Origin of the sequence: Noviherbaspirillum aridicola (assembly GCF_019656455.1) — a bacterium.
Lineage (GTDB): Bacteria > Pseudomonadota > Gammaproteobacteria > Burkholderiales > Burkholderiaceae_D > Noviherbaspirillum > Noviherbaspirillum aridicola.
Map to the genome: position 1 here is coordinate 53,620 of NZ_BPMK01000003.1, position 24,298 is coordinate 77,917.

At 67.0% G+C, this 24,298-nt stretch carries 30 protein-coding genes; 18 read left to right on the forward strand and 12 right to left on the reverse strand.

The features are described from left to right. Positions 1-447: 447 nt before the first annotated feature. From NCCP691_RS03815 to NCCP691_RS03825, 3 genes are read right to left on the reverse strand one after another with little or no spacing between them, the layout of a single operon-like run. Complete coding sequence (locus tag NCCP691_RS03815; RefSeq protein WP_220806927.1) at positions 448-684, reverse strand: cysteine-rich CWC family protein; 237 nt, start codon at positions 682-684, stop codon at positions 448-450. Continuing rightward, a complete protein-coding gene (locus tag NCCP691_RS03820; protein ID WP_220806928.1) occupies positions 681-884 on the reverse strand; it encodes a zf-HC2 domain-containing protein in 204 nt (67 codons plus the stop codon). The genes NCCP691_RS03815 and NCCP691_RS03820 overlap by 4 nt, the downstream gene beginning before the upstream one ends. Beyond that, positions 881-1,447 carry a sigma-70 family RNA polymerase sigma factor gene (locus NCCP691_RS03825; protein ID WP_220806929.1) on the reverse strand — a complete coding sequence of 189 codons (567 nt, stop codon included), beginning with the start codon at positions 1,445-1,447 and terminating at the stop codon, positions 881-883. The genes NCCP691_RS03820 and NCCP691_RS03825 overlap by 4 nt, the downstream gene beginning before the upstream one ends. Before the next feature lie 151 nt (positions 1,448-1,598). On the opposite strand from NCCP691_RS03825, the gene argB reads away from it, so the two are divergent. Further along, positions 1,599-2,510 carry an acetylglutamate kinase gene (gene argB, locus NCCP691_RS03830; RefSeq protein ID WP_220806930.1) on the forward strand — a complete coding sequence of 304 codons (912 nt, stop codon included), beginning with the start codon at positions 1,599-1,601 and terminating at the stop codon, positions 2,508-2,510. A gap of 81 nt (positions 2,511-2,591) precedes the next feature. Here argB and NCCP691_RS03835 read toward each other — a convergent pair whose 3' ends face one another. Both NCCP691_RS03835 and NCCP691_RS03840 read right to left on the reverse strand, forming a co-directional pair. Continuing rightward, positions 2,592-3,629 carry a hypothetical protein gene (locus NCCP691_RS03835; RefSeq protein ID WP_220806931.1) on the reverse strand — a complete coding sequence of 346 codons (1,038 nt, stop codon included), beginning with the start codon at positions 3,627-3,629 and terminating at the stop codon, positions 2,592-2,594. Between the two features lie 117 nt (positions 3,630-3,746). After that, the gene (locus NCCP691_RS03840) at positions 3,747-4,688 is read right to left on the reverse strand and encodes a TraB/GumN family protein (protein ID WP_220806932.1); all 942 of its coding nucleotides are present in this window, start codon (positions 4,686-4,688) and stop codon (positions 3,747-3,749) included. Positions 4,689-4,745: 57 nt separating this feature from the next. On the opposite strand from NCCP691_RS03840, the gene NCCP691_RS03845 reads away from it, so the two are divergent. From NCCP691_RS03845 to pabB, 4 genes are all read left to right on the forward strand, one after another. Further along, positions 4,746-5,465, forward strand: a complete 720-nt coding sequence (locus tag NCCP691_RS03845; RefSeq protein WP_220806933.1) for an HAD-IA family hydrolase — start codon at positions 4,746-4,748, stop codon at positions 5,463-5,465. A 23-nt stretch (positions 5,466-5,488) separates the two neighbouring features. After that, positions 5,489-6,064 (forward strand): nucleoid occlusion factor SlmA, encoded by a 576-nt coding sequence (gene slmA, locus NCCP691_RS03850; protein WP_220806934.1) that lies wholly within the window; start codon positions 5,489-5,491, stop codon positions 6,062-6,064. A gap of 231 nt (positions 6,065-6,295) precedes the next feature. After that, on the forward strand, positions 6,296-7,183 hold the full coding sequence (locus NCCP691_RS03855) for a DMT family transporter (protein ID WP_220806935.1): 888 nt from the start codon (positions 6,296-6,298) through the stop codon (positions 7,181-7,183). A 45-nt stretch (positions 7,184-7,228) separates the two neighbouring features. Beyond that, entirely contained in the window at positions 7,229-9,031 is a 1,803-nt protein-coding gene (pabB, locus tag NCCP691_RS03860) for an aminodeoxychorismate synthase component I (protein ID WP_220806936.1), read from the forward strand. Here pabB and NCCP691_RS03865 read toward each other — a convergent pair. After that, positions 8,993-9,889 carry a DMT family transporter gene (locus NCCP691_RS03865; protein ID WP_220806937.1) on the reverse strand — a complete coding sequence of 299 codons (897 nt, stop codon included), beginning with the start codon at positions 9,887-9,889 and terminating at the stop codon, positions 8,993-8,995. The genes pabB and NCCP691_RS03865 overlap by 39 nt on opposite strands. Positions 9,890-9,967: 78 nt before the next feature. Next, positions 9,968-10,840, reverse strand: coding sequence for a DMT family transporter (locus NCCP691_RS03870; RefSeq protein ID WP_220806938.1), 873 nt, complete (start codon positions 10,838-10,840; stop codon positions 9,968-9,970). Positions 10,841-11,017: 177 nt separating this feature from the next. Here NCCP691_RS03870 and NCCP691_RS03875 point away from each other — a divergent pair, with 177 nt between their 5' ends. Further along, the gene (locus NCCP691_RS03875) at positions 11,018-11,329 is read left to right on the forward strand and encodes a hypothetical protein (RefSeq protein ID WP_220806939.1); all 312 of its coding nucleotides are present in this window, start codon (positions 11,018-11,020) and stop codon (positions 11,327-11,329) included. Positions 11,330-11,375: 46 nt separating this feature from the next. Here NCCP691_RS03875 and NCCP691_RS03880 read toward each other — a convergent pair whose 3' ends face one another. The 4 genes from NCCP691_RS03880 to gpmA all read right to left on the reverse strand — a co-directional run bounded on the left by NCCP691_RS03880 (position 11,376) and on the right by gpmA (position 15,846). Next, positions 11,376-12,131: a HesA/MoeB/ThiF family protein gene (locus tag NCCP691_RS03880; protein ID WP_220806940.1), complete on the reverse strand. Its 756-nt coding sequence runs from the start codon at positions 12,129-12,131 to the stop codon at positions 11,376-11,378. A 69-nt stretch (positions 12,132-12,200) separates the two neighbouring features. Next, the gene (locus tag NCCP691_RS03885) at positions 12,201-13,661 is read right to left on the reverse strand and encodes a S41 family peptidase (protein ID WP_220806941.1); all 1,461 of its coding nucleotides are present in this window, start codon (positions 13,659-13,661) and stop codon (positions 12,201-12,203) included. A gap of 3 nt (positions 13,662-13,664) precedes the next feature. Continuing rightward, the gene (locus tag NCCP691_RS03890) at positions 13,665-15,044 is read right to left on the reverse strand and encodes a murein hydrolase activator EnvC family protein (RefSeq protein ID WP_220807181.1); all 1,380 of its coding nucleotides are present in this window, start codon (positions 15,042-15,044) and stop codon (positions 13,665-13,667) included. A gap of 55 nt (positions 15,045-15,099) precedes the next feature. Beyond that, entirely contained in the window at positions 15,100-15,846 is a 747-nt protein-coding gene (gene gpmA, locus NCCP691_RS03895; protein ID WP_220806942.1) for a 2,3-diphosphoglycerate-dependent phosphoglycerate mutase, read from the reverse strand. Positions 15,847-15,955: 109 nt separating this feature from the next. On the opposite strand from gpmA, the gene NCCP691_RS03900 reads away from it, so the two are divergent. The 5 genes from NCCP691_RS03900 (at position 15,956) to NCCP691_RS03920 (ending at position 18,758) form a co-directional block, all read left to right on the forward strand. Beyond that, positions 15,956-16,357 carry a rhodanese-like domain-containing protein gene (locus tag NCCP691_RS03900; protein ID WP_220806943.1) on the forward strand — a complete coding sequence of 134 codons (402 nt, stop codon included), beginning with the start codon at positions 15,956-15,958 and terminating at the stop codon, positions 16,355-16,357. Between the two features lie 12 nt (positions 16,358-16,369). Then, entirely contained in the window at positions 16,370-16,633 is a 264-nt protein-coding gene (gene grxC / locus NCCP691_RS03905) for a glutaredoxin 3 (RefSeq protein WP_220806944.1), read from the forward strand. A 119-nt stretch (positions 16,634-16,752) separates the two neighbouring features. Beyond that, positions 16,753-17,244 carry a protein-export chaperone SecB gene (secB, locus tag NCCP691_RS03910; protein ID WP_220806945.1) on the forward strand — a complete coding sequence of 164 codons (492 nt, stop codon included), beginning with the start codon at positions 16,753-16,755 and terminating at the stop codon, positions 17,242-17,244. 58 nt (positions 17,245-17,302) lie between these two features. Continuing rightward, entirely contained in the window at positions 17,303-17,746 is a 444-nt protein-coding gene (locus NCCP691_RS03915) for an SH3 domain-containing protein (RefSeq protein WP_220806946.1), read from the forward strand. A 19-nt stretch (positions 17,747-17,765) separates the two neighbouring features. Beyond that, a complete protein-coding gene (locus NCCP691_RS03920; RefSeq protein WP_220806947.1) occupies positions 17,766-18,758 on the forward strand; it encodes an NAD(P)H-dependent glycerol-3-phosphate dehydrogenase in 993 nt (330 codons plus the stop codon). A gap of 9 nt (positions 18,759-18,767) precedes the next feature. On the opposite strand, the gene NCCP691_RS03925 is transcribed toward NCCP691_RS03920, so the two are convergent. Next, a complete protein-coding gene (locus tag NCCP691_RS03925; RefSeq protein ID WP_220806948.1) occupies positions 18,768-19,121 on the reverse strand; it encodes a cupin domain-containing protein in 354 nt (117 codons plus the stop codon). 341 nt (positions 19,122-19,462) lie between these two features. Between NCCP691_RS03925 and gspG the strand changes: the two genes are divergently transcribed. The 7 genes from gspG to NCCP691_RS03960 are packed head-to-tail and all read left to right on the forward strand — an operon-like array spanning position 19,463 to position 24,292. Next, entirely contained in the window at positions 19,463-19,924 is a 462-nt protein-coding gene (gene gspG, locus NCCP691_RS03930; RefSeq protein ID WP_220806949.1) for a type II secretion system major pseudopilin GspG, read from the forward strand. Next, the gene (locus tag NCCP691_RS03935) at positions 19,912-20,406 is read left to right on the forward strand and encodes a GspH/FimT family pseudopilin (protein ID WP_238482302.1); all 495 of its coding nucleotides are present in this window, start codon (positions 19,912-19,914) and stop codon (positions 20,404-20,406) included. The genes gspG and NCCP691_RS03935 overlap by 13 nt, the downstream gene beginning before the upstream one ends. A 4-nt stretch (positions 20,407-20,410) precedes the next feature. Beyond that, entirely contained in the window at positions 20,411-20,806 is a 396-nt protein-coding gene (gene gspI, locus NCCP691_RS03940; protein WP_220806950.1) for a type II secretion system minor pseudopilin GspI, read from the forward strand. Between the two features lies 1 nt (position 20,807). Beyond that, complete coding sequence (locus tag NCCP691_RS03945; RefSeq protein ID WP_220806951.1) at positions 20,808-21,485, forward strand: PulJ/GspJ family protein; 678 nt, start codon at positions 20,808-20,810, stop codon at positions 21,483-21,485. 8 nt (positions 21,486-21,493) lie between these two features. Next, a complete protein-coding gene (gspK, locus tag NCCP691_RS03950) occupies positions 21,494-22,474 on the forward strand; it encodes a type II secretion system minor pseudopilin GspK (RefSeq protein WP_238482303.1) in 981 nt (326 codons plus the stop codon). Between the two features lie 19 nt (positions 22,475-22,493). Beyond that, the gene (gspL, locus tag NCCP691_RS03955) at positions 22,494-23,738 is read left to right on the forward strand and encodes a type II secretion system protein GspL (RefSeq protein ID WP_238482304.1); all 1,245 of its coding nucleotides are present in this window, start codon (positions 22,494-22,496) and stop codon (positions 23,736-23,738) included. Next, positions 23,735-24,292 carry a type II secretion system protein M gene (locus tag NCCP691_RS03960; RefSeq protein WP_220806953.1) on the forward strand — a complete coding sequence of 186 codons (558 nt, stop codon included), beginning with the start codon at positions 23,735-23,737 and terminating at the stop codon, positions 24,290-24,292. The genes gspL and NCCP691_RS03960 overlap by 4 nt, the downstream gene beginning before the upstream one ends. Positions 24,293-24,298: the final 6 nt, after the last annotated feature.

Here is a 24,298-nt window from a genome sequence, read left to right on the forward strand (position 1 = left end):
CCGCCAGGCCGGCAGGGACGCCGCCCCACCACAGCGAGCCCCCGCCCACCAGGTAGTGCCGGCCTCCGTGCCGGCACCAGCGCCGGCCGTCCGAAGAATGAAGAACCGCAGCGACCTCCGCCAGGCCGGCAGGGACGCCGGCCCCACCACAGCGAGCCCCCGCCCACCAGGTAGTGCCGGCCTCCGTGCCGGCACCAACGCCGGCCGTCCGAAGAATGAAGAACCGCAGCGATCGCCGCCACCTCCGCCAGGCCGGCAGGGACGCCGGCCCCACCACAGCGAGCCTCCGCCCACCAGGTAGTGCCGGCCTCCGTGCCGGCACCAACGCCGGCTGCCCGAAGAATGAAGAACCGCAGCGATCGCAGCGACCCCCGCCAGGCCGGCAAGGACGCCGGCCCTACCACAGCGAGCCCCCGCAAACCGCCCAAAACCCCCGCCAGGCAAAAGCTATCGTTCCGAATCCCGATCAGGCGAACAGCGGACCGGCTGTCCGTCGCGCTGCGAATCCAGCAGCGCCCGCAGGCAGGCCGGACAGAAGCACGCGTCGGCACCGGGATCGCCGTCCCTGGTCACGTAGGCCGAAGGCGGCAGCGCCGGCAGCGCCACGCACCAGCAGGGCGCGTCGTCCGCGCCGTCGGCCATCGCGCAGGTAAAAGCGGCGCCGCACCGTGCGCACACGCTCATGGCTTGTCCTTCTCGTCGCCGTCCGGCGTCATCCTGCGCATGGCCTCGCGCAGCAGCCGCATCTGGCCGGCGAAATTGCGGCAGGCCTCGCAGCGCAGCAGGTGCAGACGGACGCCCGCGCGCTCGCCGAGCGACAGCGGGCGGTCCATGCCTTCCGATGTCAGCCGGTGCACCTCTTTGCAATGGGTGCCGATCTTCATCCCGCCCTCCCGAACCAGTTGAGGTCGAGGCATTCGCGCAGCTGCAGGCGCGCGCGAAACAGGATGACCGCCGCGTTCGCGCTGGTGATGCCGGCCTCGCGGCAGATCTCGTCGGTGCCGAGTTCGAGCCACTCGCGCATGATGAACACGCGCGCCATGCGCGGCGGCAGCCGTTCCAGGCAGATCTCCATCACGCGGAAAAAGTCCTTCTGTTCCAGCGTCGCCTGCGGGTCGCCCCGGTCGCGCGGCGGCGCCAGCACATGGCCGTCCGCGCGGAACAGCATGTCGATGAAGTCTTCGTCCGACTCGCCGTCGCGCGGCTCGAAAGAAACTTCGCGCTGGCGGCTGCGCAGGCTGTCGAGGATCTTGTGCTTGAGGATGCCGGTCACATAGGTGCGCAGCGACGACTGCCCGGCGAAGCGGTCCGGCTTTTCCAGCACCGCCACCAGGGTGTCCTGCACCACATCCTCGGCCACCCCGGGATTCCTCAGCTGCAGCAGCGCGAAACGCACCAGCGCGGGGCGCAGGGATTCGAGATCGCGATGGAGCGGGGCGCTGTTCATCCGGAGCGGCTTGTCATTTGGGCAAAAGCCCGGAGCGGCTAGTCTACCGCAGCGAGCCGGCGCGCGCGAAAATCCCCGGAAATCGCGCGCGGGGCCTGCAAGCCGGCCGGGCTTTGCCTTAAAATCGCGAAGTTCTTTTTCGGGATCCAACATGACCAACCCTGCCGCTCCCGCCGCCGATCTGAGTGCGGTTTCTCCGCAGATCAAAGCGGAAATCCTGGCCGAAGCCCTGCCCTACATCCGCAAATTCCACGGCAAGACCATCGTCATCAAGTACGGCGGCAATGCGATGACCGAAGAGCGCCTCAAGCACGGCTTCGCGCGCGACGTCATCCTGCTCAAGCTGGTCGGCATGAACCCGGTGGTGGTCCATGGCGGCGGCCCGCAGATCGACAACGCGCTCAAGAAGATCGGCAAGCAGGGCACCTTCATCCAGGGCATGCGCGTGACCGACGAGGAAACCATGGAAGTGGTGGAGTGGGTGCTCGGCGGCGAAGTGCAGCAGGACATCGTCATGCTGATCAACCACTACGGCGGCCAGGCGGTCGGTCTCACCGGCAAGGACGGCGGCCTGATCCGTGCGCGCAAGATGCAGATGCCCGACCGGGAAAAGCCGGGCGAATTCCTCGACATCGGCTTCGTCGGCGAGATCGAGGCGATCAATCCGGCGGTGGTCAAGGCGCTGCAGGACGATGCCTTCATCCCGATCATCTCGCCGATCGGCTTCGGCGAGGACGGCCAGGCCTACAACATCAACGCCGACGTGGTCGCCGGCAAGATCGCCGAAATCCTCAAGGCCGAGAAGCTGATCATGATGACCAACATCGCCGGCGTGCAGGACAAGCAGGGCAATCTGCTGACCGACCTGAGCGCGCGCGAGATCGACGAAATGTTCGCCGACGGCACCATCTCCGGCGGCATGCTGCCCAAGATTTCCTCCGCGCTGGATGCCGCCAAGTCGGGGGTCAATACGGTGCACATCATCGACGGCCGCATCGAGCACTCGCTGCTGCTCGAGGTACTTACCGAGCAGGCATTCGGCACGATGATCCGGTCGCACTGACCATCGTAGCGAAGCGGGCGGCGGCGCGGCGCAATCGCTAGGCGCCGGGCCCGCGGACTTTGCATCGGGGCTTGCGCGTGTTTACGCCTGCTGAGAAGGCCCTGCGGATGCCCCCGCGGATCCGACATTCGCTGGAACCGGGGGTGCCGCGCGCCAGAGTCCCGCGTTGGGCAGATACAGGTCCACGATGTAGTGTTTGTTTGGATTCACATACGCCTGCCATGTGCGGTCGCTCGCAAGATTCTTGAGTCCATCGAAACTGATATCCAACCCATTGGACTGAAAGTCAGCCAGCGTTTTCATGAGGAAGTTCTTATCGATCCTCTTCGTTTCGCGCGACACCTCGTAAGGTGGACGCCCGTGAAGCGACCGCGGAGTATTGAGGAATGCATCGATATCCTCCTGGATCTCTTCAGACAGCTGATCGCGAATTCGGTCCATTCTGTTGACTGCACCGACACCCCGGCCTTTCGGGTCTCCGGCCAGGTACCCGAGGTAACGATCGACGTCGCCGATGTGCTTGTGATCGATGTGCCGCTTCCAATCCTCCGTGGACGCAAGCTCGCGCAGCGACGACAGGTTGATGGACTGCCCCGTTTGCCCAAGCTTATGTAGTGCACTCAGGATCGACGCTTTGACCTCTTTCTTGCGGGTTTTCCCCAGCGGATGCGGGTCGCGCAAGGTCTTCAACTGTTGCACGTACTGCTGGACGTCAGCCCGCACCTCTTCCGGAACCCCCGGTCGGCTGCTTGCCCCGCTGGCAGAGGCAGCCGGCCCTGAGGAAGGCCGCGCGTGCGATGAACGGACCGGCGGTCCGCCAGGCCCGGGACCGGATGCCGCTGCCATCGCGAGGAGTGCGGCGGCGGCCTCTTGCTCCATGTCGGGCGTGTTCTCCCTCGGACGTTTCGCCGCCGGTTCCTGCGGCGACTGGCTCCGGGTAAGCCGATGCCTGCCGCCGCGATCCGCGGCTGCGGAAAGCCCCGCCCTGTCCGTCGGGTGGACGGGGCCGAGGCCGCTGCCCGAAGGCACGGGCGGTGCCGGCGGTTCTTCGCGATTGGGGGTGGCCGCGCGGGAGGCGACCGGGGGCGGCGGGTGATTGAGGATGCGATGCAAATCCATGAACTGCTCCCAGTGAGGTTGACGGTTGGGTACGGGGCAGGTATGTGGCAGCGCAACCGCCGGGTGTTCCATCCGCCGCACGGGGGACTTGCAGCCGCATCGCCGCCGGGGACGGGATCAGTGGACCTTCTCGACTTCCATCCCGTGCGCCTTCAGCAGCGCCGGCAATCCCGCCTCCCCGACAAGATGCAGCAGTCCCACGCCGACGAACGCACTCTCGCCGCTCTCCAGCATGCGAACGATCTTCTCGGCCATCTCGGGATTACGCTTTTCCAGCAGGACGCGATAGGCGAAGGATGAGGACAGCGTGCCGTCCCGCAGCGAGTCGCGCACGATGTTCTCGAGCGCCTCGCCGTTGCCGCTCGCCCAGGCGCCGATGAGGGCCCGCGCCTTCTGCATCGCCTTGCCGTCGTCGAGTTCGGCGAGCTGCTCGCGCAGGTACTGCTCCTGCGTCGCATCGTCCATCGCGTCGAACAGCGACATCTGGTATTCGGCCGATTCCAGTTCATGCACGGTCCGGGTCCCGGCGATCGACAGCAGGAACATTTCCGCGCCGTGCGCACGCTGGTATCCACCCTGCTCGAGATCGAGGCCGACCAGCAGGTTGGCCAGCAGCCAGGGCTTGAAGCGACGCATGGCGTGCCATTCGAGCCCCGCGCGCGACAGCGCGCGCTGCAGCAGCGACAGCGTCGCCGGCGAAAGGTGGCGGCTGACATCGTCGCCATCCTGATAGACGCCGTGCTTGTCGAGCGCGGCCTGGAACGGCGCCGCCTGGCGCGTGTCGATTTCGAGCACCAGCTTGCCCGCCTCGGCCAGCGCGCGCGTGACCTCGGGCGCGAGCGGAAAGAGCGACGGCGTGCCGACATGCACGGTGCCGAACAGGTAGCTGGTCGATCCGCGATGGCGGATCCGGTAGAGCGCCCCGCGGGCAGGCGCGGAAGAGGGCGGGGCGCTTATGGCTTGTGTAGCGGCAGCGGCTGCTGCATCATTCCCTGCTGCGACGGGCTGCCACAGCAGACCCGCGACCACGCTTAATAAAACAGCAATCCCGCGCTTCATGTTTCTCCCTGCGCGCCTGGCGCACCCCCGGCCCAGGCGTCGAACCGACTCTAACAGATGCCCAAACCGATTTGGTTGTTCGACCTCGACAACACCCTGCACAACGCGTCGCACGCGATTTTCCCCGCCATTAACGCCAACATGAATGCCTACATCGCGGAGGTGCTCGCACGGCGCGGCCTGCCCGCGGATGCCGACGCCGTCAATGCCGCGCGCCTGCTCTACTGGAAGCGCTACGGCGCGACGCTGCTCGGCATGGTCCGGCACCACGGCGTGAGCGTCGACGAATTCCTGCATGCCGCGCACGAGTTCGACGACCTGTACGCGATGATCCGCGCCGAGCGCGGACTCGCGCGCCTGTTCCGGCGTCTGCCGGGCCGCAAGATCCTGCTGACGAACGCGCCGCGCCGCTACTCGCAGGAAGTGATGCGCCATCTCGGCCTGCATCGCCACTTCGCCAGGCACATCCCGATCGAGGCGATGCGCGTGCACGGCAAGCTGCGGCCCAAGCCATCGCGACAACTCTTGCGCAAGCTCGTGGCTAAAGAACGTGTCCCCGCAAGCCGTTGTGTACTGGTGGAGGATACGATCGATACGCTCAAGGCGGCACGTGCGGTGGGGATGCGCACGGTGTGGGTCACGGGCTACCTGAGAATGAATCCCAGTTACAGCCGCAGCGCTCCCGGATTGCCGGCGCCGGCCTTCACGAAGCGCCCCGGCTACGTCGATGTCAAAGTAAAATCGGTAACGCAGCTGCCAGGGAGGCTGCGTGAATAAATAAACAACTACATATAAAAATCATGGCAAGCATGAAACCCGGAGAACGCAAGCTGCAGATTCTGCAGACGCTTGCAACGATGCTGGAGCAGCCTAAGGGGGAAAAGATCACGACGGCGGCGCTGGCTGCGAAGCTGGAGGTGTCGGAGGCTGCGCTGTACCGGCATTTCGCCAGCAAGGCACAGATGTTCGAAGGCCTGATCGAGTTCATCGAGACCTCGGTGTTCGGCCTGATCAACCAGATCGGCGAGCAGCAGGAGAACGGTCTGGCGCAGGCGGAAGCCATCGGCACCATGCTGCTCGGCTTCGCCGAACGCAATCCGGGCATGACCCGGGTCATGATCGGCGATGCGCTCGTCAATGAGGATGAACGGCTGCAGCAGCGCATGAACCAGTTCATCGAGCGCATCGAGCTGGCGCTGCGGCAGTCGCTGCGGCTGGCCGTCACGCAGAACCAGGCACAGGAAGCCGAGACCGCGTTGCGCGCCAGCCTGATCACCGCGTTCGTGCTCGGCCGCTGGCACCGTTTCGCCAAGAGCGGCTTCAAGCAGAGCCCGACCGAGAACTCGCAGGCGCAGCTGGCGATCCTGCTGCGCTGAATCCCGACCGATACGTCGGCCGAAGATTCGCTGTTTTTTCAGGCGATACTCCGAATTCGCACTGAACCGGAGAAGGGGAGAGGTTTTTCGCCGCGCCCGCGAGCGCGCTACACCTTCCGTAATATTCGGCCGCCGCCCGCTTTAGCGAGCCGAACAGAACCGCTCAGCGGCCGCCTGCAATCCTGAGTACACTCACGGCTTCGCAAAATCCGCCGTCCGCGCCGCAATCCCATGGCAGAACCCAAGCACTTCCCCGTCCTCGCATTCGCCGCGCTGCTCGTGGGCGGCATGTCCATCGGCTTCGCCGGCATCTTCATGCGGCTGTCCGACGTCAATCCCATCGCTTCCGCCTTCTGGCGCATGGCGCTCGCCGCGCCCTTCCTCTGGGCCTGGGCATTCGCGGTGCGGGGCCAGGACAGGGCCGCCGGCAAGCGCACCGATTTCACGCTGGCGCTGGTGCTCGCCGGTGTCTGGTTCGCGGGCGACATGGCGCTGTGGCACCTGTCGCTGCATTACACGACGGTCGCCAATGCCACGCTGCTGTCGAACTTTGCGCCGATCTTCATCGCGCTGTGGGTGTGGTTCGCGCACAAGGTACGCTTCTCGCGCATCTTCATCGTCGGCATGAGCTGCGCGCTGGTCGGCGCGGTGATGCTGGTGGGACCCGGCGCGGCAGGGGCGCCGGGCGGCGGCAGCAAGCTCGCGGGCGATGCGCTCGGACTCGCCAGCGCGGTGTTCTATGCGGCCTACCAGCTGTCGGTCAAGGACGCCCGCAGCGCCTACTCGACCGCGCGTCTGATGGCATGGAGCACCACCGTCACCGGCCTGGCGCTGCTGCCGTTCGCGCTGCTGTCGCCCGGCGCCTTCTGGCCGGAGGCAGCCGCCGGCTGGCTGCCGCTGCTGGCGCTGGCGCTGGTCGCGCAGATCGGCGGCCAGACGGTGATCGCCTATGCGCTCGCGCACCTGCCCGCATCGCTGTCGTCGGTGAGTCTGCTGATCCAGCCGCTGACCGCCGCGGTCGCCGCATGGCTGATCTTCCAGGAAGCGCTCGTGCCGCTGCAGATGCTCGGCGGCGCGCTGCTGCTGTGGGGGATTTATCTCTCCAAGCGCGGCAGCTGAACACGGGATTACAATGCGGCCTTCCCGCGATTTTCCGATGCCCGCATGATGCTTCCCGCCTGCTACGCCCTGCTCGACGATGCCGGGGCCAGCGAGGCCGAACCCCGGTCCCGGCTCTATACCGGCTACCTGCGCAGCCTGTGCTGCAGCGACGGCGCGGCATTGCCCGCGCTGCTGGCGGAGATGGAGGCCGCGCTGGGCGAGGGGCAGTTTGCGGTCGGCCTGTTCGACTATGAACTCGGCGCGCGGATGCACGGCATCGCGGACCGCGAGGGCCATGTGCCGCAGGCCCGCATCCTGCTGTTCGAACGCTGCGAAAAGCTGTCGGCGCGGCAGGCGGCGGACTGGCTCGCGCGGCACGACCGGCACCCGGGCGTAGCGGGAATTGGCGGCCTCGAGACCGACACCGGCCGCGGCGACTTCGAGGCGGCCATCGCCCGCATCCACGACTACATCGCCGCCGGCGATACCTACCAGGTCAACTTCAGCCTGCGCCTGCGCTTCGATGCCTGGGGCGATCCACTCACGCTCTACCGCCGTCTGCGCGAGCGGCAGCCGGTGCCCTACGGTGCGCTGATCGGCCTGCCCGAGGGCGGCAGCGTGCTGTCGCTGTCGCCGGAACTCTTCATCCGCTGCGACGCCGGCCTGCTCACCGCGCGTCCGATGAAGGGCACCGCCGCCGCCAGCGGCGACGCGGACACCGATACGGCACGGGCGGAGGCGCTCGCCGCCGACGCCAAGAACCGCGCCGAAAACCTGATGATCGTCGATCTCCTGCGCAACGACCTCGGCCGCATCGCCGAATTCGGCTCGGTGCAGGTGCCCGACCTGTTCCGCGTCGAGCGCTACCGCAGCGTGCTGCAGATGACCTCCACGGTGCACGCGCGGCGGCGCGCGGACGCCGGACTGGCCGAGGTGTTCGCCGCGCTCTATCCCTGCGGCTCGATCACCGGCGCCCCCAAGCGGCGCACGATGCAGATCATCCGCGAACTCGAATCCAGTCCGCGCGGCCTCTATACCGGCGCGATCGGCTGCTTCGACGCCGGCGGGGATTTCTGCCTGTCGGTGCCGATCCGCACCCTGCGCCTGCGGCCGCCGGATGCAGAAGGCCTGCGCCGCGGCGAACTCGGCGTCGGCGCCGGCATCGTGCACGACAGCCGGGCGGCGGATGAATACGCGGAGTGTCTGCTCAAGGCGCGCTTCCTGACCGGGCTGCCCCAGGACTTCGAGCTGTTCGAGACCATGCATGCGGAGACGGCGGGCATCCGTCATCTCGACCGCCACTTGCGGCGTCTCGCGGACTCCGCGCGCTACTTCGGCTTTTCATTCGACGAGGCGGCGCTGCGCGCGCGGCTGGAGGCAGCCTGTGCCGGCCTCGGCGCAGGCCCGCACCGCCTGCGCCTGTCGCTGCGGCAGGACGGCGCCTGCGCGCTGCAGACGGCACTTTTGACACCCGTGGCCGGGCCGGTCGACGTATTCCTCGCACCGCAGCCCTGCGCGATCGCGCAACCCTTCCTGCGCCACAAGACAAGCCTGCGCGCAGACTACGACGCCGGCTGGCGCGGCGCCGAGGCGCGCGGCGGCTTCGACACCCTGTTCTTCAATGCACGGGGCGAGCTGACCGAAGGCGGGCGCAGCAATGTCTTCGTCAGGCTCGATGGCCGCTGGGTCACGCCGCCGCTGTCGGCCGGCGTGCTGCCGGGTGTGATGCGCGCGGTGCTGCTCGACGATCCCGCCTGGCAGGCGAGCGAACGCAGCCTTCGACGCGAGGACCTGCTGCGCGCGGAAGCGGTGGTGGTCTGCAACGCCTTACGCGGAGCCCTGCCGGCGCGCCTCGTTCCCGACTGACGGCGGCTGGACCACCACCAGCCAGGTCGCCGCGATCACCAGCGCGGCGCCCGCCATCATGCCGGCGGTGATGGTCTCGCCGAGGAAGAGCGCGCCCCAGCCCAGCGCGAACAGTGGAATCAGGAAGGTCACCGTCAGCGCGCGCGTCGGCCCGATATCCGCGATCAGCCTGAAATAGATGAAATAGGCGACCGCGCTGCACAGCAGCGCCAGCAATGCCGCGCACAGCAGCACGGTTGTGGTCGGTTCGGCGCGCATCGGCGCCAGCGGCAGGAAAGGCAGCAGCACCAGGGCCGCCGCGACCTGCGAGCCGGTGGCCATCTGCGGCGCGGCCACATTCCCCGACTTGCGCTTCGAATAGACGCCCGCCAGCGCATAGCACAGCGCCGCCATCGCGCAGGCGAGCGCGGCGAGCAGCACCTGCGGCGTCAGTTCGGCCGGGCCGAGGCGCACCAGCAGCGACACGCCGGCGATGCCGGCGGCGAGTCCCGCCAGCTTGCGCGCGCTCAGCCGTTCGCCGAGCAGCAGCGCGCCCACCAGCGCGCCCCACAGCGGACTGGTGGCATTGAGAATCGCGGCATAGCCCGCGGGGATCGTCAGCGCCGCATACGCATACAGCGCAAACGGCAGGGCCGAGTTCATCGTGCCCAGCACCAGATAGTGTCTCCAGTGCTGTCCAAACTGCATCGGCTTGCCGCGCATCGTCATGAACAGCAGCATCGCTGCGCCGGCCAGGCCCACGCGGATCTCTGCCGTCCAGAGCGCGCCGAGCACCGGCGCCACCACGCGCATGAAGATGAAGGACGCGCCCCAGATCGCGGCCAGCGTCAGGAGGCGGAACAGGTCAACGCTTCTCATGGAAGCTCCAGTACAAGTCGCTGAACCGCAAGCGTAGAACGCGCGGCGGCATGATGCTGGCCGCATTCGGACACCGCTTCATGCCTGCCGCCCGGACGAGAGCACCAGGGCCATCGCCAGCAATACCACCACGCCGCCGACGATGGTGGCCGCGCCGACGGTTTCACCGAGAAACAGCACGCCCCACACCATGCTGAACAGCGGGATCAGGAAAGACACCGACATCGCCCGCGTCGGTCCGATCCTGACGATCATCGGAATGAACAGCGCCTGCGCGAGGCCAGAGGACAGCAGTGCCATCGCCAGGATGCAGGCGAGCGCGGTGGGCGACGGTATCGCCGGCGGCAGCGCGAAGGGCAGGGCAGGCAGCATCATCGAACCGCCAAGCGCGAGCGAGCCGGCCGCCATCGCGATCGGATGGATATCGCCCGGACGGCCGGTCTTCTTCACCACCATCGTCGACATCGCGTAGCACATCGCCGCCACCAGGCAGGCGCCGACCGCGAGCAGCGTTTGCGGCGACACCGCCAGCGTGCCGGCGCCGACCAGGATGGCGACGCCGCCTATGCCCATCAGCAGGCCCGCCAGCTTGCCGAGCGTCAGCCGTTCGCCCAGCATCAGCACCGACAGCAGCGCGGAAAACAGCGGCGCGGTCGCATTGAGCACCGCCGAGTAGGCGGCAGGCAGCACCAGCGCCGCATATGAAAAGCAAGTGAATGGAATCGCGCCGGCGAACAGGCCGACCAGCGCGAAGGCTTTCAGATTGCGGCGCCAGTCCATCGTCACGCCGCTTATCCGCGCATAGGCGAGCAGGGCGAGCCCGGCCAGCACAGTCCGCAGGATGGACGTCAGCAGGGGGCCCGCCTCCGGCACGGCCACGCGCAGAAAGATGAAGGAGCCGCCCCAGATGGCAGAAAGGAAAACCAGCTTGGCCAGGTCGGCTGCGGTCATGTGAAGTTGATTACTGCAGGGAAAGAAGCGATCGATTGTAGCACCCGCGCACCGCAGCCCGCTGCCGCCGCTTGGCGCTTCGCAAGCGCAGTTGCGAACGGGTTTGCGCGATTGAGATCGCCCAAAGGCAGGCTGATCGAAGCAGCGAATAATCACTCGCGAAAGAGAGAACATCCCATGCCCCTGTCCACCCTCCCGTACCGCTTGCGCACGCTGCTGCTCGGCGCCGCCTGCCTGCTGCCGCTGGCGGGCTGCGACGGCGCCGCGCGGGATGCGCATGCCGAGGGTAACGCGGTCGTGCCGGGTCAGCTTGCCGAACGCGAGGCACGGCATTTCGAACTCTATACGCGGTACCGCGCCGTATTCGACCGTCCGCGCCGCCTGCTCAGCGACGCCCTGCAGGACGATACCGAACTGCCGCCCGGCGGGATGCATTTCCTTTCCGGTTACGCGGGCGCCTGCTCGATGCTCGGCGCGGGAAGCGACTAGAAGACGATGCCTGAGGCCAGGGCAGCGCGGAGGGCTTGACCTGCGCTCAGTGCCCGTGGCCGCCGCACACGCTGCAGCTCGCGTTGCGCGCGACCCGGATATCCGTCCACTCCATGTTGCGCACATCCAGCAGCAGCAGCCTGCCCGCCACCGACTGCCCGATGCCCGCCACCAGCTTCAGCGCCTCGGCCGCCTGCATCGTGCCGATGATGCCCACCAGCGGCGCGAACACGCCCATGGTCGAGCACAGCACTTCCTCGAAAGCCTGGTCCGGCGGGAACAGGCAGGCATAGCAGGGCGCGTCCGCGCGGCGGCTGTCGAACACGGAAAGCTGACCGTCGAAGCGGATCGCCGCGCCGGACACCAGCGGCACCCCGTGCCGCACGCAGGCGGCATTGACTGCATGGCGGGTGGCGAAATTGTCGCTGCAGTCGAGCACCACATCGGCACCGGCGACCAGCTCCGCCAGCCGTTCGCCGTCCAGCCTTTCCTGCAATGCGTTCACCTGCACGCCCGGATTGATCTGCGCCAGCGCGGTCTTTCCCGACTCCGCCTTCGGCATGCCGACCCGCTCGGTGGTGTGCATGATCTGCCGCTGCAGATTGGTCAGGTCGACGGTGTCATTGTCGACCAGCGTGATGCGCCCGATGCCGGCCGAGGCCAGATAGAGCGCGGCAGGGGAACCGAGGCCGCCCGCGCCGACCACCAGCGCGTGGGCATCGAGCAGCCTCTGCTGTCCCTCGATGCCGATGTCGTCGAGAAGGATATGGCGCGAATAGCGCAGCAGCTGGTCGTCGTTCATGTTTCGGATGGGTTGGTCGCGCAATGAAAAAGGCCGCATCGCTGCGGCCTTGGGCGGTGGCGGCGGACCTTACTTCTTCTCGCTGCCGTTGCCGTTCTTGGTTTCGTTGATCGTGTTTTCCTTCTTGCTTTCGACCTTGGCCGACTTGGACAGCTGCACCGGCTGGCCCTTCAGGTGATTCAGCGCCTGCGCCAGCTGGAAGTCGTCCTTGCTGCCGAGTTCGAGCGGCTTGCGCTTCTTCTCGAGGGCGGCCAGACGCTGCTCTTCCTCGAGCTCGTCGAGCTTGCGCGCGGCCTCTTCCTTGTCGCGGTCGTTCTGAAGGTGCTTGGTCAGGTCGGCCTCGCGCAGGCGCATGCCGTTGAGGCCGTCGCCTTCCGCGGTTTCGTCCACCAGCAGGTCCGGCACGATGCCCTTGGCCTGGATCGCGCGGCCGTTCGGCGTGTAGTAGCGGGCGGTGGTCAGCTTGACCGCGGTGTCGGAGGTCAGCTGGCGGATGGTCTGCACCGAGCCCTTGCCGAACGTCTGCGTGCCCATGATGGTCGCGCGCTTGTAGTCCTGCAGCGCGCCGGCCACGATCTCCGAGGCCGACGCCGATCCGGCATTGACCAGCACCACCATCGGCACCTTCTTCACGGCGTCCGGCAGGCGCGCCAGCGGGTCGCTGCCGGACATGCGCGAGGAGGTGTAGAACTCGCGCCGCGCATAGAAAGTCTGCTTGGAGTCGGCCAGCTGGCCGTTGGTCGAGACCACCGGCACATCCTTCGGCAGGAAGGCCGCCGATACGCCGATCGCGCCGGGCAGCACCCCGCCCGGATCGTTGCGCAGGTCGAGCACCAGGCCCTTGAGGTTGGGTTCCTGCTGGTAGATCGCGGTCAGCTTCTTGACCATGTCGTCGACCGTCGGCTCCTGGAACTGCGCCACCCGCAGCCAGGCGTAGCCGGGTTCGATGATTTTAGACTTGACGCTCTGCACCCGGATTTCCTGGCGCACGATGGTCACGATGACCGGCTTGTCCTCTTCCTTGCGGGCGATGGTCAGCGTGATCTTGGTATTCGGTTCGCCGCGCATGCGCTTGACCGCCTCGTCCAGGGTCAGGCCCTTGACCGGCGTGTTGTCCAGCCGCGTGATCAGGTCGCCCGCCTTGAGGCCGGCCTTGAACGCCGGCGAATCCTCGATCGGCGAGATCACCTTGACATAGCCGTCTTCCATGCCGACCTCGATGCCGAGGCCGACGAACTTGCCCTGCGTGCCTTCACGCAGTTCCTTGAAAGCCTTCTTGTCCAGGTAGGCGGAGTGCGGGTCGAGGGAGGCGACCATGCCCGAGATGGCCTCGGTCAACAGTTTCTTGTCCTCGACCGGCTCGACATAGTCGCTCTTGATCAGACCGAACACGTCCGCCAGCTGGCGCAGTTCTTCCAGCGGCAGCGGCGCCGCGCTTTTCTGCGCGCTCGCCTCGAATTGCATCGATCCCGCAATGCCGGCGACGACGCCGAGACCGATCAGGCCGAAATTCTTGAGTTTGCTGCCCATGTATCACCTAGTAGTTATCCACTCGAACGGGTCGATGGCGCGGCCTTGATACCGCATTTCAAAGTATAAACCCGATTGTTCGTTGCCGCCGCTGTTACCGGCACTGGCAATCGTGTCCCCGGTTCTGACCGAATCGCCGACCCTTTTCAGAACCGCCTGGTTATTGCCGTAGATCGTCATGTACTGCCCGCCGTGATCGACGATCACCAGGTTGCCGAAACCGCGAAGCCACTCCGCGAAGATCACTTGACCGGCCGCGACCGCCCTGACCTCGGCGCCTTCGGCCGCCTTGATGAAGAGCCCCTTCCAGGCCGGGCCGTCGCTGCGCCGGCTGCCGAACTTTGCGATCAGCTCGCCGCGCACCGGAAGCCGCAGCCGCCCCTTGAGCGACCCGAAGGCCTGGGCCGGGCCACCGCTTTGGACGGTGGGCTCCGGCACGAGTTCATTTCGCGCAAGGGTTTTCGGCGGTTCGACGTCGTCAATTGCATCAGGATTGGACGGTGCCGTCTTGACCGAACTCATTCTGGAGGATGCCGCCGCCTCGCGCTTTGCCTTTGCTCTTGCCAGCTGTTCCTGGCGGCGTTTTTCGGCGGCCTTTTCCGCCGCCTCCGCTTCCGCCCGGCGTTGTTCTTCGATCAACTTGCCGAGGCGTTCCACCAGCGTCGACAGCCGCTGCGCGTCGCGCTCGATGTTGCCGACCTCCTTGCGCTGCGCGCTGAGCTTGCTCGACAGCTGGGTCAGCAGGGTCGCGCGGCGCGCCTTTTCCTTTTGCAGCTGTTCCTTCTGCTGGCGCTGCTCGACCGCGATCTCGTCGAGTTCGTCCTTGGCTTCCTGGGTCTGCGCGCGGGTCTTCTCGATCTGCGACAGGTTGGCCTGCAGCGAATCGATCAGGCGGGCCTGCGCCTGCGACACGTATCCCATGTACTGCAGCTCGCGGTTGATGCGATTCGGGTTGTCGCCGGACAGCAGCAGCTTCATCCGGTCTTCGTTGCCGGCCACGTATTGCCCGTGCAGCAGCCGGGACAGCCGCTTCTGCTGGGTCGAGATGGTTTTTTCCAGCTGCTCCTGCTGCTGTGCAAGACGCTGCAGCCGCGCCTGCACGTCGCGCTGCTCGCCGTCGAGCTCATGCAGCGCGCGATTGGCTTCGGAAATCGCTTCCTCCGAGCGCGCGAGGGCTTCCGCGGCATCGCTCCTGGCGGCTTCTGTCTGCGTGATGTCGCGCTTGAGGGCCGAGAGCTTCTGCTGCAGCTCGGCGCGTTCGGCTTCCGCCGCGCGCTTCTGGCGGGTGCGCTCGCTGACCTTGTTCGCGTGGGCCGGCGGCAGGCAGAGCAGCAGTGCCGCGGCGAGCGCGGACAGGATTCCCGGGATGCGGGTCTTGCACATGGGCTTCAACGGGAATTCCTGTCCTGCATGGAGAGTATGGCGGATGCGATGGTGATTACTTGGCCTTGCCCTGGCTGGCGACCGCCTTCATCGCCGCCTCGATCGCCGCCTGGTCGCCGAGGTAGTAGCTCTTGATCGGCTTGAGGTCGGCATCCAGTTCATAGACCAGCGGCTGGCCGTTGGGGATGTTGAGGCCGACGATGTCCTGGTCGCTGATGCCGTCGAGGCTCTTGATCAGCGCGCGCAGGCTGTTGCCGTGCGCGGAGATCAGGATCTGCTTGCCGGCGCGGATCGCGGGCGCGATCGAGTCGTCCCAGGCCGGCATCACGCGCGCCACGGTGTCCTTGAGGCACTCGGTCAGCGGAATCTGCTCGCGCTTGAGTCCGGCGTAGCGCGGGTCGTCATACGAGGTGCGCGGGTCGTCGGCGCTCAGCGGATTCGGCGGCACGTCGTAGCTGCGGCGCCAGACCAGCACCTGCTCGTCGCCGTACCGGGCGGCGGTCTCGGCCTTGTTCAGGCCCTGCAGCGCGCCGTAGTGGCGCTCGTTCAGGCGCCAGTCGTGCACGACCGGCAGCCACATCAGGTCCATCTCGTCGAGCGTAAGCCACAGCGTGCGGATCGCGCGCTTGAGCACCGAGGTGTAGCACAGGTCGAAGCTGAACCCGGCTTCCTTGAGGATGCGCCCGGCCTGGCGGGCTTCATTGATCCCCTTTTCGGTGAGGTCGACGTCGGTCCATCCGGTGAAGCGGTTTTCGAGGTTCCAGGTGGACTCGCCGTGGCGCATCAATACGATTTTGTACATGGTAGGAGAATGGAAAAGACAAGAAAACGGTTAGGGCGGGAAGCGATGGGAAATCCTATATCGTCTTCTATTTTATAATGTTGGGATTGCTTAAAACCATTGGAGTACCGTGAAATTTCTCATTGATAACGTGTGGCTGATCGCGATCGCCCTGATCTCCGGCGGCGCGCTGCTGTGGCCTTCCTTCCAGCGCCGCGGCAAGACCGTGAGCACGCTGCAGGCCACGCAGCTGATCAACCAGGGCAAGGCGGTGATCGTCGACGTGCGGGATCCGGCCGCGTTCAACGCCGGCCACCTGCGCGACGCCAAGAACATCCCCGGCAAGGAATTGTCGAACCGGATCGGCGAGCTCGACAAGTTCAAGTCCAAAACCGCCATCATCGTCTGCCAGTCGGGCGCCCAGGCCGCGAAGGCCGCGGCGCAGCTCAAGAAGGCCGGCTTCGCCGAAGCCGTGTCGCTCGACGGCGGCATCGCCGCATGGCAGGCGCAGGGCCTGCCGCTCACCAAGTAAGGAAATCACATCATGACCGCACGCGTCCTCATGTACAGCACCGGCGTCTGCCCGTATTGCGTCATGGCCGAGCGCCTGCTCAAGGCCAAGGGCGTCGACAACATCGAGAAGATCCGCGTCGACCTCAACCCCGAGCAGCGCGCGGAGATGATGCAGAAGACCGGGCGCCGCACCGTGCCGCAAATCTACATCGGCGAGACCCACGTCGGCGGCTTCGACGACCTCAGCGCGCTGGATCACGCGGGCAAGCTTGATCCACTGCTGCAGAGTGCCTGATTTCGCCGGGTATTGCTGGCGATAGTGCTAACATTGCGTCTCTTCAGGACGGCGCAGTGCCGTCCTTTTTAACGGCGCTGCGCCGTCCTTATTACTCCCGACCACAAAGAAAGTAGCTCATGTCCGACCAGAACCAACAGCCCGTTTTCCAGATCCAGCGCGTGTACCTGAAGGATCTGTCGCTGGAACAGCCGAACTCGCCGGCGATTTTCCTGGAGCAGGAAGGTCCGAACATCGAAATCTCGATCGACGTCGGCGTCGAGGCGCTGGCCGAAACCATCTTCGAGTCCACCGTCACCATCACCGTCACCGCCAAGGTGCAGGACAAGGTCGCCTTCCTGGTCGAAGGCAAGCAGGCCGGCATCTTCGAAGCCGCCAACATCCCGCCGGAACAGCTCGACCCGCTGCTCGGCATCGGCTGCCCGAACATCATCTACCCCTACCTGCGCGCCAACATCGCCGACATCATCACCCGCGCCGGCTTCCCGCCGGTGCATCTGGCCGAGATCAACTTCGAAGCCTTCTACCAGCAGCGTCTGCAGCAGCTCTCCCAGCAACAGCAGCAGGGCGGCGCCGGCCTGGTGAGCCCGAGCGGCGCACCGCTGTCCTGATCATCATCGCGGGCGGGCCGTGGTCGGTCCGCCATGTCTTACAGTCAGGGAGAGCCCGATGAAAACAATCCGTCTGGCCCTGCTGGCGGCCGGCCTGCTCGCGGCGGGCGCCGCACAGGCGCTGGAATACAGGTCGGTCGGCGCCGCGCCGGCCATTCTTTACGACGCGCCGTCGAGCAAGGGACGCAAGGTATTCGTGGCGCCGCGCGGCATGCCGGTCGAAGTGGTGCTCAGCTACGGCGAGTGGGTCAAGATCCGCGACGCCGCGGGCAGCCTGGCCTGGGTCGAGTCCAGGGCGCTGGCCGCCAGGCGCACCGTCGTGGTGGGCGCCGCCGGGGCACGCGTGCGCGATGCCGCGTCCGATACCGCGCCGCTGGTGTTCACCGCCGAGCGCGGCGTGCTGCTCGACTTCCTCGATGCCACCAACCCGGGCTGGGTGCGCGTGCGCCACGCGGACGGCCAGGCCGGCTTCGTCCGCGCCGGCGAAGTGTGGGGCGAGTAAGCGTCCGGAATTCTTCTTCATGAACATCACGATACTCGGCGCCGGCGCCTGGGGCACGGCGCTTGCCATCCTCCTGGCCGAGCGACATCCGGTCATGCTGTGGGGCCGCGAGGCGCAGGCGATGCGCGACGCCGACAGCCTGCGCGAGAACCGGGCCTATCTGCCGGGATTCACGCTGCCGCGGGCGCTGCGGCCGACCGCGGACTTCGATGCCGCGGTGGCGCACGCGGGCGAAGACGGCCTGCTCATCGTCGCCACCTCCGTGTCCGGCCTGCGGCCGGTGGTCGAACGGCTGCGCGGCAGCCCGGTTCCCAACCTCGTCTGGTTGTGCAAGGGACTGGAGGAAAACACCCGGCTGCTGCCGCACCAGGTGGTCAGTGAGGTGTTCGGCCGCGCGCTGCCGCATGGCGCGCTGTCCGGTCCGTCCTTCGCCCAGGAAGTGGCCGCCGGCCTGCCGTGCGCGCTGACCGTGGCCTCCGCCTCGCCCGAGCTGCGCGAGCGCGTGGTGAAGGCAGTCCACGGCCGCTCGATGCGGGTATATGCGAGCGAAGACCTGGTCGGGGTGGAAGTGGGCGGCGCAGTGAAGAACATCCTCGCGATCGCGACCGGGGTGCTCGACGGCATGGGGCTCGGCCTCAATGCGCGGGCGGCGCTGATCACCCGCGGCCTGGCCGAAATCACGCGCCTCGGCGTCGCCCTCGGCGGCCGCGCCGAGACCTTCATGGGACTGACCGGGGTGGGCGACCTGATACTCACCTGCACCGGCGACCTGTCGCGCAACCGTCGCGTCGGTCTCGGGCTGGCCGAAGGCAAGAAGCTGGAAGCGATCGTGCAGGAACTCGGTCATGTGGCCGAGGGCGTGCGCTGCGCCGGCGCGGTGCGCGCGCTGGCAGGGGACATCGGCATCGAGATGCCGATCGCGGACGCCGTGGCGCGCGTGCTGTTCGATGGCGATTCGCCCGCGGCGATGGTGGAAAAGCTGCTGTCGCGCGATCCGCGCAACGAGACCTGAGGGCCGCTCTCAGTCGTCGTCGTCCTTGCTGTTCTCTCCCTTGCGCAGCATGGTCATCAGCAGCGAGGCGTCGTCGAGCGCGGCGATCGAGTAAGGCGTGCGCCCGTACAGGTAAAGCATCTCCCCGGCCTGCAGCTGCTGGGTCCCGTCCCCGGTGCGCACCTCGACCACGCCCTCCAGGCATTGCAGCGTCATTTCGCCTTCGACGTGATGCTCGGGCACGGTCTTGCCCCTGGGCAGAACCAGGCGCATCACCTCGACGTCATCGGTGCGGAACAGGGCCGTCGATGACGAGTCGCCCAGCCGCGCGCCGAGCGGGCGAACGTCGATCGGTTCGCAGGGACCGGGATGGGGCAGGGACATGATCGCTCTCCTCTGATGTCGTCATGTCATCCAGACTGCGGCGCGCGCCGCTTTGTTCCTTCCCGCCATGAGAGGCCAAAAAGGCAAGCAGGAAAAATTTCCGCAGCGGGCAAAACTATTTGATGCCGCTCAAGTCAGAGGCAGTGCAGGAGGGGCAATCTGCCGCCTGCCGCCCACCCATAACTACAGTAACGGGCGTACGCCGCCGGCCGGCATGCGAGAATGCTTCGATCTGCTCAAAGTTCTCTCCGGAAATCCGCAAGATAATGCGCCTCTCCTCAACCAGGACGGCTACGGATTTATACTTGCAAGTTGTTTGTTCAACACTTTCATAAAAAACCATGCGCAATCCACTCGCCCAGCACTCCCGCATCAACAGCCGCGTCCGTTCGCGCGGCTTCACCCTGATTGAGATCATGGTCGTGGTCGTCATCATGGGCATCCTCGCCGCGCTGGTGGTGCCGAAGCTGATGGGCCGCGCCGACGACGCGCGCATCACGGCCGCCCGCCAGGACATCGCCACCCTGATGTCGGCACTCAAGCTCTACCGGCTCGACAACCAGCGCTATCCCACCACCGACCAGGGCCTGCAGGCGCTGATCAGCAAGCCGACCAGCGGTCCGGCGGCCAACGGCTGGAAGAACGGCGGCTACATCGACAAGCTGCCCAAGGATCCGTGGGGCGGCCAGTATCAGTACCTGTCGCCGGGCGTGAAGGGCGAAGTGGACGTGTTCTCCTACGGCGCCGACGGCCAGCCCGGCGGCACCGGCAATGACGCCGACATCGGCTCGTGGGAGCAGTAATACCTTTCCTGCCGGCGCACCGCCGGCGTTCGCAAGGCTTCACGCTGCTGGAGCTGCTGGTGGTGCTGGTCATCGCCGGCATCCTGCTCGGCATGATCGCCTTCAATGCCATGCCCGGCGAGCGGCAGGCGCTGCAGAACGACGCGCAGCGCCTCGCGCTGCTGATGCAGCTCGCGCGCGATGAAGCCATCGTGCGCAACCGGCCGATCGCCTTCGAGGCCGATGGCGTGCAGTACCGTTTCCTGGTGCGCGACGGACAGGAATGGCAGCAGCTCGGCGATGACGAACTGCTGCGCGCGCGGGAATTCGCCCGCTCGCCGCTGGGCCTGTCGATCTCGCCGCAGACCGGCGGAGAGGACCAGCCGCTGCGCATCGTGTTCGGCCGCGAGCCGGTCGACAAGCCCTTCCTGCTCACGCTCTCCTATGGCGAAAGCAGCGTATCCATCCGCGCCGACGGCATCGGCCATTTCACGATCGAGTAAGGCCATGACGCCCAGCCCGCTTTGCCCCGCCCCGCAGGAAGCCCGCAGCCGCGGCTTCACGCTGCTGGAAGTGCTGGTGGCGCTGGTCGTGGTCGGCACGGCGCTCGGCGCCAGCCTGCGCGCGGTCGCCAGCCTGACCCAGAACAGCGTGGGCCTGCGCTCGGCCATGATGGCCACCTGGTCGGCGGAAAATCACCTCGCCAATATCCGCCTGCGCAATGAATTTCCGGAGTTCGGCAAGCGCAGCCTCGAATGCCCGCAGGGCGAGCTGAGGCTGATATGCGAAGAGGAAGTCATCGCCACCCCCAATCCCTATTTCCGCCGCGTCGAAGTCAATGTCTATGATGCCGAGAATCCGGGCCGGCGCATCATCAAGCTGTCGCAGATCGTGGGGCGCTGAGATGAAACCCTTGCGCCGCCGCCGCGGCTTCACCCTGATCGAACTGCTGGTGGCCATCACCGTGATGGCGATCGTTGCCGTGCTCGGCTGGCGCGGGCTCGACAGCATCATTCGCGCACGCGTTTCCCTCAACGATGAACTGACCTCGACCCGCGGCCTGCAGCTGGCCTTCGCCCAGATGCAGAGCGACTGCTCCAACATCGCGCTGTCCGCCGACATCGGCAACCGGCCCACGCTCGCGGCCCAGCCCGGCCGGCTGGCGCTGGTGCGCATGACCTATGCGGAGAACCAGCCCTCGCGCATACAGGTGGTCAGCTATCGCGTCGAGAACGGCAGCCTGGTACGGCGCGAGTCCGTCCCGACGCGCGACCTGCGGGCGCTCGACGCGGCATGGACCACCGCCATCAGCGACCGCGACGCCACCGAGCCGGTCGCGCTGAGCGGCAATGTCGGCGGCATGGCGGTCCGCAACTGGAATCCCAACGGCGGCTGGCAGACGAGCAACGGCATCATCTCGAATGCCCAGCAGACCGCGATCCCGGGCGCGGGCCCGGCGGCAGCGGCGGCGGCAAACGCCGCGGCGCAGGCGGCACAGGGGCCGACCGGCATCGAAGTCTCGCTGCAGCTGCAGGGGCAGCCCGCGAGCCTGATCAAAGTCTTTCTGCTGGGGGCGGCATGAGCGCGCGCATGGACCGCCAGCGCGGCGTCGCGGTGATCACCGCGCTGCTGCTGACCACGCTGGCAATCACCATCGTCGCCAGCCTGTTCTGGCAGCAGCAGGTGCAGGTGCGTTCGATCGAGAACCAGCGCCTGCAGCTGCAGAAGCAGTGGATCCTGCGCGGCGCGCTCGACTGGAGCAGCCTGATCCTGCGCGAGGACAGGGTCATCGATACCCGCGGCGGCAAGCAGGGCATCGATCATCTCGGCGAACCTTGGGCGGTGCCGCTGGCGGAGACCCGGCTCGACCAGTACGTCGACAATCCGCAGGCGGCCGGGGACATCCCCGACGCGGCGCTGTCGGGCGGCATCATCGATGCCACGTCGCGCTACAACCTGGGCAATCTGGTGCAGAACGCGCAGATCAAGCCCGAGGAAGTCGCCGCGTTCTCCCGCCTGCTCGGCTTCCTGCAGCTCAATCCCTCGCTGGCGCAGGCGACCGCGCAAGTAATGCAGCGCGCCGAAGCGGCCTCGCGTACCAGCACGGCGCCCGGGCAGGCGCCGGCCACCAGTTCCGAGCAGCCGCTGCGCATGATGCAGATCGACGACCTGCTGGCCGTCCCCGGCTTCACGCCGGAGGCGGTCGAGAAGCTGCGCGATTACGTCGTGTTCATCCCGGTCGATGACGCCAGCAAGCCGGTGAAGATCAATGTCAATACCGCGCCGGCGGAGGTGCTGGCCGCAAGAATTGCTACACTTGCACTTTCCGAAGCGACCAGCATTGTTGCCAAACGTCAAAACGCGGCATTCTCGGATGTGCAATCTTTCGTGACCGCGCTGGGGAAGGGCACTTCCGACGTCAGCTCCAATGCGCTGGCCGTGAGCACCGACTACTTCCTGGTGAACGGCAATGTACGGCTCAACCGGGCAGGGATGGAAATGCAAGCACTGATCTATCGGGGCGGCCAGAATGCCAGGAAGCCCAAGGTCTTGTGGATCCGCCAACGCTAAGAAAAAGAGAACCGATATCTTGAGCACACTCTTCATCCGCCTGCCATCCCAGGCCGCCGCCCAGAGCCTGCAGCCCGGCATGCCCCTGTACTGCGAGTTCGCGGTCGCCGGCCGCGGACTCGAGCGCGAGGGCGTCGCGGCGCTGCCGGACATGGGCGAGCTGGTGTCGCGCGCGCAGCGCGTGGTGCTGCTCCTGGCGGCTTCCGACGTGACGCTTCTGCGGGTGCAGGTGCCGCCGCTGTCGCCGGCGCGCCTGCGCGCCGCGCTGCCCAACCTGGTCGAGGACCAGCTGATGAGCGACCCGGCCGAGTGCGTGGTGGTGGCCGACGGCAGCCGCGATACGATGCGCACCGTCGCCGTGGTCCAGCGCAACTGGCTCGAGGTGCTGTCGCGCACCCTGGTCGGTCTCGGCGCGCGCAGCATCGCCGCCTATCCCTCGCAGCTGTGTCTGCCGGTGACGCCGGGCACCTCCAGCGCCGCGGTCGCCGAACAGAGCGGCGACATCGACGTCGCGGTCCGGCTGTCCGCGCATGAGGGCCTCGGCCTGTCCATCGTCGCCGACCAGCAGGAGTCGGCCGCCTTCGAGGTGCTGCAGTCGCTGGCGACGGTGGTGCGCGAGGGACCGATCGATCTCTATGTGCCGGCACCGCGCCTGCGCGACTACGAAGAATCCCTGCACATCGCGCCCGCGCTGAACGAGCGCATCCGCCTGCATGCCGACGGCTGGCCGCGCTGGCTCGACGGCGCCGCGGCCGCGCCGGTGGAACTCATGAGCGGCCTCGGCGCCGCCGCCGGTCCGAAGCTCGACTGGCGCCGCTGGCGCTGGCCGCTGGCGCTCGCGGCCGCGCTGCTGCTGATCAATATCATCGGTCTCAATGTCGAATGGCTGCGCATGCGGCGCGAGGCCGATGCCCTCGGTGCCGGCATGATCCAGGCCTACCGCAATGCCTTCCCCAAGGATCCGGTGGTGATCGATCCGCTCGCGCAGTTGCGGCAAAAGCTGTCCGCCTCCCAGCGCGGCACCGGACAGCTCGCACCCGACGATTTCCTCGCGCTGGCCGCGGCCTTCGGCGAAGCCTGGAACGGCGCCGGCCAGGATGCCGGCGCGCTGGCCGGACTCGAGTATCGCGACCGCGTGCTGAGCGTCAAGCTCAAGCCCGGCGCCAAGGTCGCGCTCGAGCCGCTGCAGAGCGCGCTCGCCTCGCGCAATCTCTCGCTGGCGCAGAGCGGCGACAACCTCTTGCAGATCAGGAGCGGCAAATGAACGCGGCAACCAGGACGGCGGGCACCAGCAGCCCGAGGAATCGCTTGGGCGGCCTGAAGCAGTCGGCCTCCACCTTCTGGAACGAGCGCAACCAGCGTGAGCGGCGCATGCTGTCGCTGGCCGCGGTGGTGGTGGTGCTCGGCCTCATCTATGCGCTGCTGATCGATCCCGCCATGTCCGGCCGGGCCGACCTCGAAAAACGTCTGCCGGCGCTGCGCCAGCAGGCGGCGGAAGTGCAGGCGCTGGCCAGGCAGGCCGCCAGCGCGCCCGCGGCTCCCGCCAATACCGCCGCGCCGCCGGCCATGACCCGGGAGAGCCTGGAAACCTCGCTCTCGCGCAAGGGCATCAAGGCGCAGAACCTGAGCGTCACCGGCGAACTGGCCAAGGCGCAGTTCAATGGCGTATCCTTTGCCGCACTGGTCGACTGGCTGACCGAGATGCAGGGCGCGCCGCGCATCTCGGTGCTCGATGCAAACGTCGAGGCCCAGGCGCAGCCCGATACCGTCAACGCCACGCTGACGCTGCGACAGCAGCGCGGCGAGGCCGGGCGCTGACGAGGA

Coding starts and splice junctions, on each gene's coding strand:
- slmA (WP_220806934.1), top strand. CDS start 5,489: ATGGCAAGCATGAAACCCGGAGAACGCAAGCTGCAGATTCTGCAGACG.
- NCCP691_RS03825 (WP_220806929.1), bottom strand. CDS start 1,447: ATGAACAGCGCCCCGCTCCATCGCGATCTCGAATCCCTGCGCCCCGCG.
- pabB (WP_220806936.1), top strand. CDS start 7,229: ATGATGCTTCCCGCCTGCTACGCCCTGCTCGACGATGCCGGGGCCAGC.
- gspG (WP_220806949.1), top strand. CDS start 19,463: ATGCGCAATCCACTCGCCCAGCACTCCCGCATCAACAGCCGCGTCCGT.
- NCCP691_RS03815 (WP_220806927.1), bottom strand. CDS start 684: ATGAGCGTGTGCGCACGGTGCGGCGCCGCTTTTACCTGCGCGATGGCC.
- NCCP691_RS03885 (WP_220806941.1), bottom strand. CDS start 13,661: ATGGGCAGCAAACTCAAGAATTTCGGCCTGATCGGTCTCGGCGTCGTC.
- argB (WP_220806930.1), top strand. CDS start 1,599: ATGACCAACCCTGCCGCTCCCGCCGCCGATCTGAGTGCGGTTTCTCCG.
- NCCP691_RS03875 (WP_220806939.1), top strand. CDS start 11,018: ATGCCCCTGTCCACCCTCCCGTACCGCTTGCGCACGCTGCTGCTCGGC.
- gpmA (WP_220806942.1), bottom strand. CDS start 15,846: ATGTACAAAATCGTATTGATGCGCCACGGCGAGTCCACCTGGAACCTC.
- NCCP691_RS03945 (WP_220806951.1), top strand. CDS start 20,808: ATGAAACCCTTGCGCCGCCGCCGCGGCTTCACCCTGATCGAACTGCTG.
- NCCP691_RS03915 (WP_220806946.1), top strand. CDS start 17,303: ATGAAAACAATCCGTCTGGCCCTGCTGGCGGCCGGCCTGCTCGCGGCG.
- NCCP691_RS03855 (WP_220806935.1), top strand. CDS start 6,296: ATGGCAGAACCCAAGCACTTCCCCGTCCTCGCATTCGCCGCGCTGCTC.
- NCCP691_RS03865 (WP_220806937.1), bottom strand. CDS start 9,889: ATGAGAAGCGTTGACCTGTTCCGCCTCCTGACGCTGGCCGCGATCTGG.
- NCCP691_RS03960 (WP_220806953.1), top strand. CDS start 23,735: ATGAACGCGGCAACCAGGACGGCGGGCACCAGCAGCCCGAGGAATCGC.
- NCCP691_RS03890 (WP_220807181.1), bottom strand. CDS start 15,044: ATGTGCAAGACCCGCATCCCGGGAATCCTGTCCGCGCTCGCCGCGGCA.
- NCCP691_RS03920 (WP_220806947.1), top strand. CDS start 17,766: ATGAACATCACGATACTCGGCGCCGGCGCCTGGGGCACGGCGCTTGCC.
- grxC (WP_220806944.1), top strand. CDS start 16,370: ATGACCGCACGCGTCCTCATGTACAGCACCGGCGTCTGCCCGTATTGC.
- NCCP691_RS03835 (WP_220806931.1), bottom strand. CDS start 3,629: ATGGATTTGCATCGCATCCTCAATCACCCGCCGCCCCCGGTCGCCTCC.
- NCCP691_RS03870 (WP_220806938.1), bottom strand. CDS start 10,840: ATGACCGCAGCCGACCTGGCCAAGCTGGTTTTCCTTTCTGCCATCTGG.
- gspK (WP_238482303.1), top strand. CDS start 21,494: ATGGACCGCCAGCGCGGCGTCGCGGTGATCACCGCGCTGCTGCTGACC.
- NCCP691_RS03925 (WP_220806948.1), bottom strand. CDS start 19,121: ATGTCCCTGCCCCATCCCGGTCCCTGCGAACCGATCGACGTTCGCCCG.
- secB (WP_220806945.1), top strand. CDS start 16,753: ATGTCCGACCAGAACCAACAGCCCGTTTTCCAGATCCAGCGCGTGTAC.
- NCCP691_RS03840 (WP_220806932.1), bottom strand. CDS start 4,688: ATGAAGCGCGGGATTGCTGTTTTATTAAGCGTGGTCGCGGGTCTGCTG.
- NCCP691_RS03820 (WP_220806928.1), bottom strand. CDS start 884: ATGAAGATCGGCACCCATTGCAAAGAGGTGCACCGGCTGACATCGGAA.
- NCCP691_RS03845 (WP_220806933.1), top strand. CDS start 4,746: ATGCCCAAACCGATTTGGTTGTTCGACCTCGACAACACCCTGCACAAC.
- NCCP691_RS03880 (WP_220806940.1), bottom strand. CDS start 12,131: ATGAACGACGACCAGCTGCTGCGCTATTCGCGCCATATCCTTCTCGAC.
- gspI (WP_220806950.1), top strand. CDS start 20,411: ATGACGCCCAGCCCGCTTTGCCCCGCCCCGCAGGAAGCCCGCAGCCGC.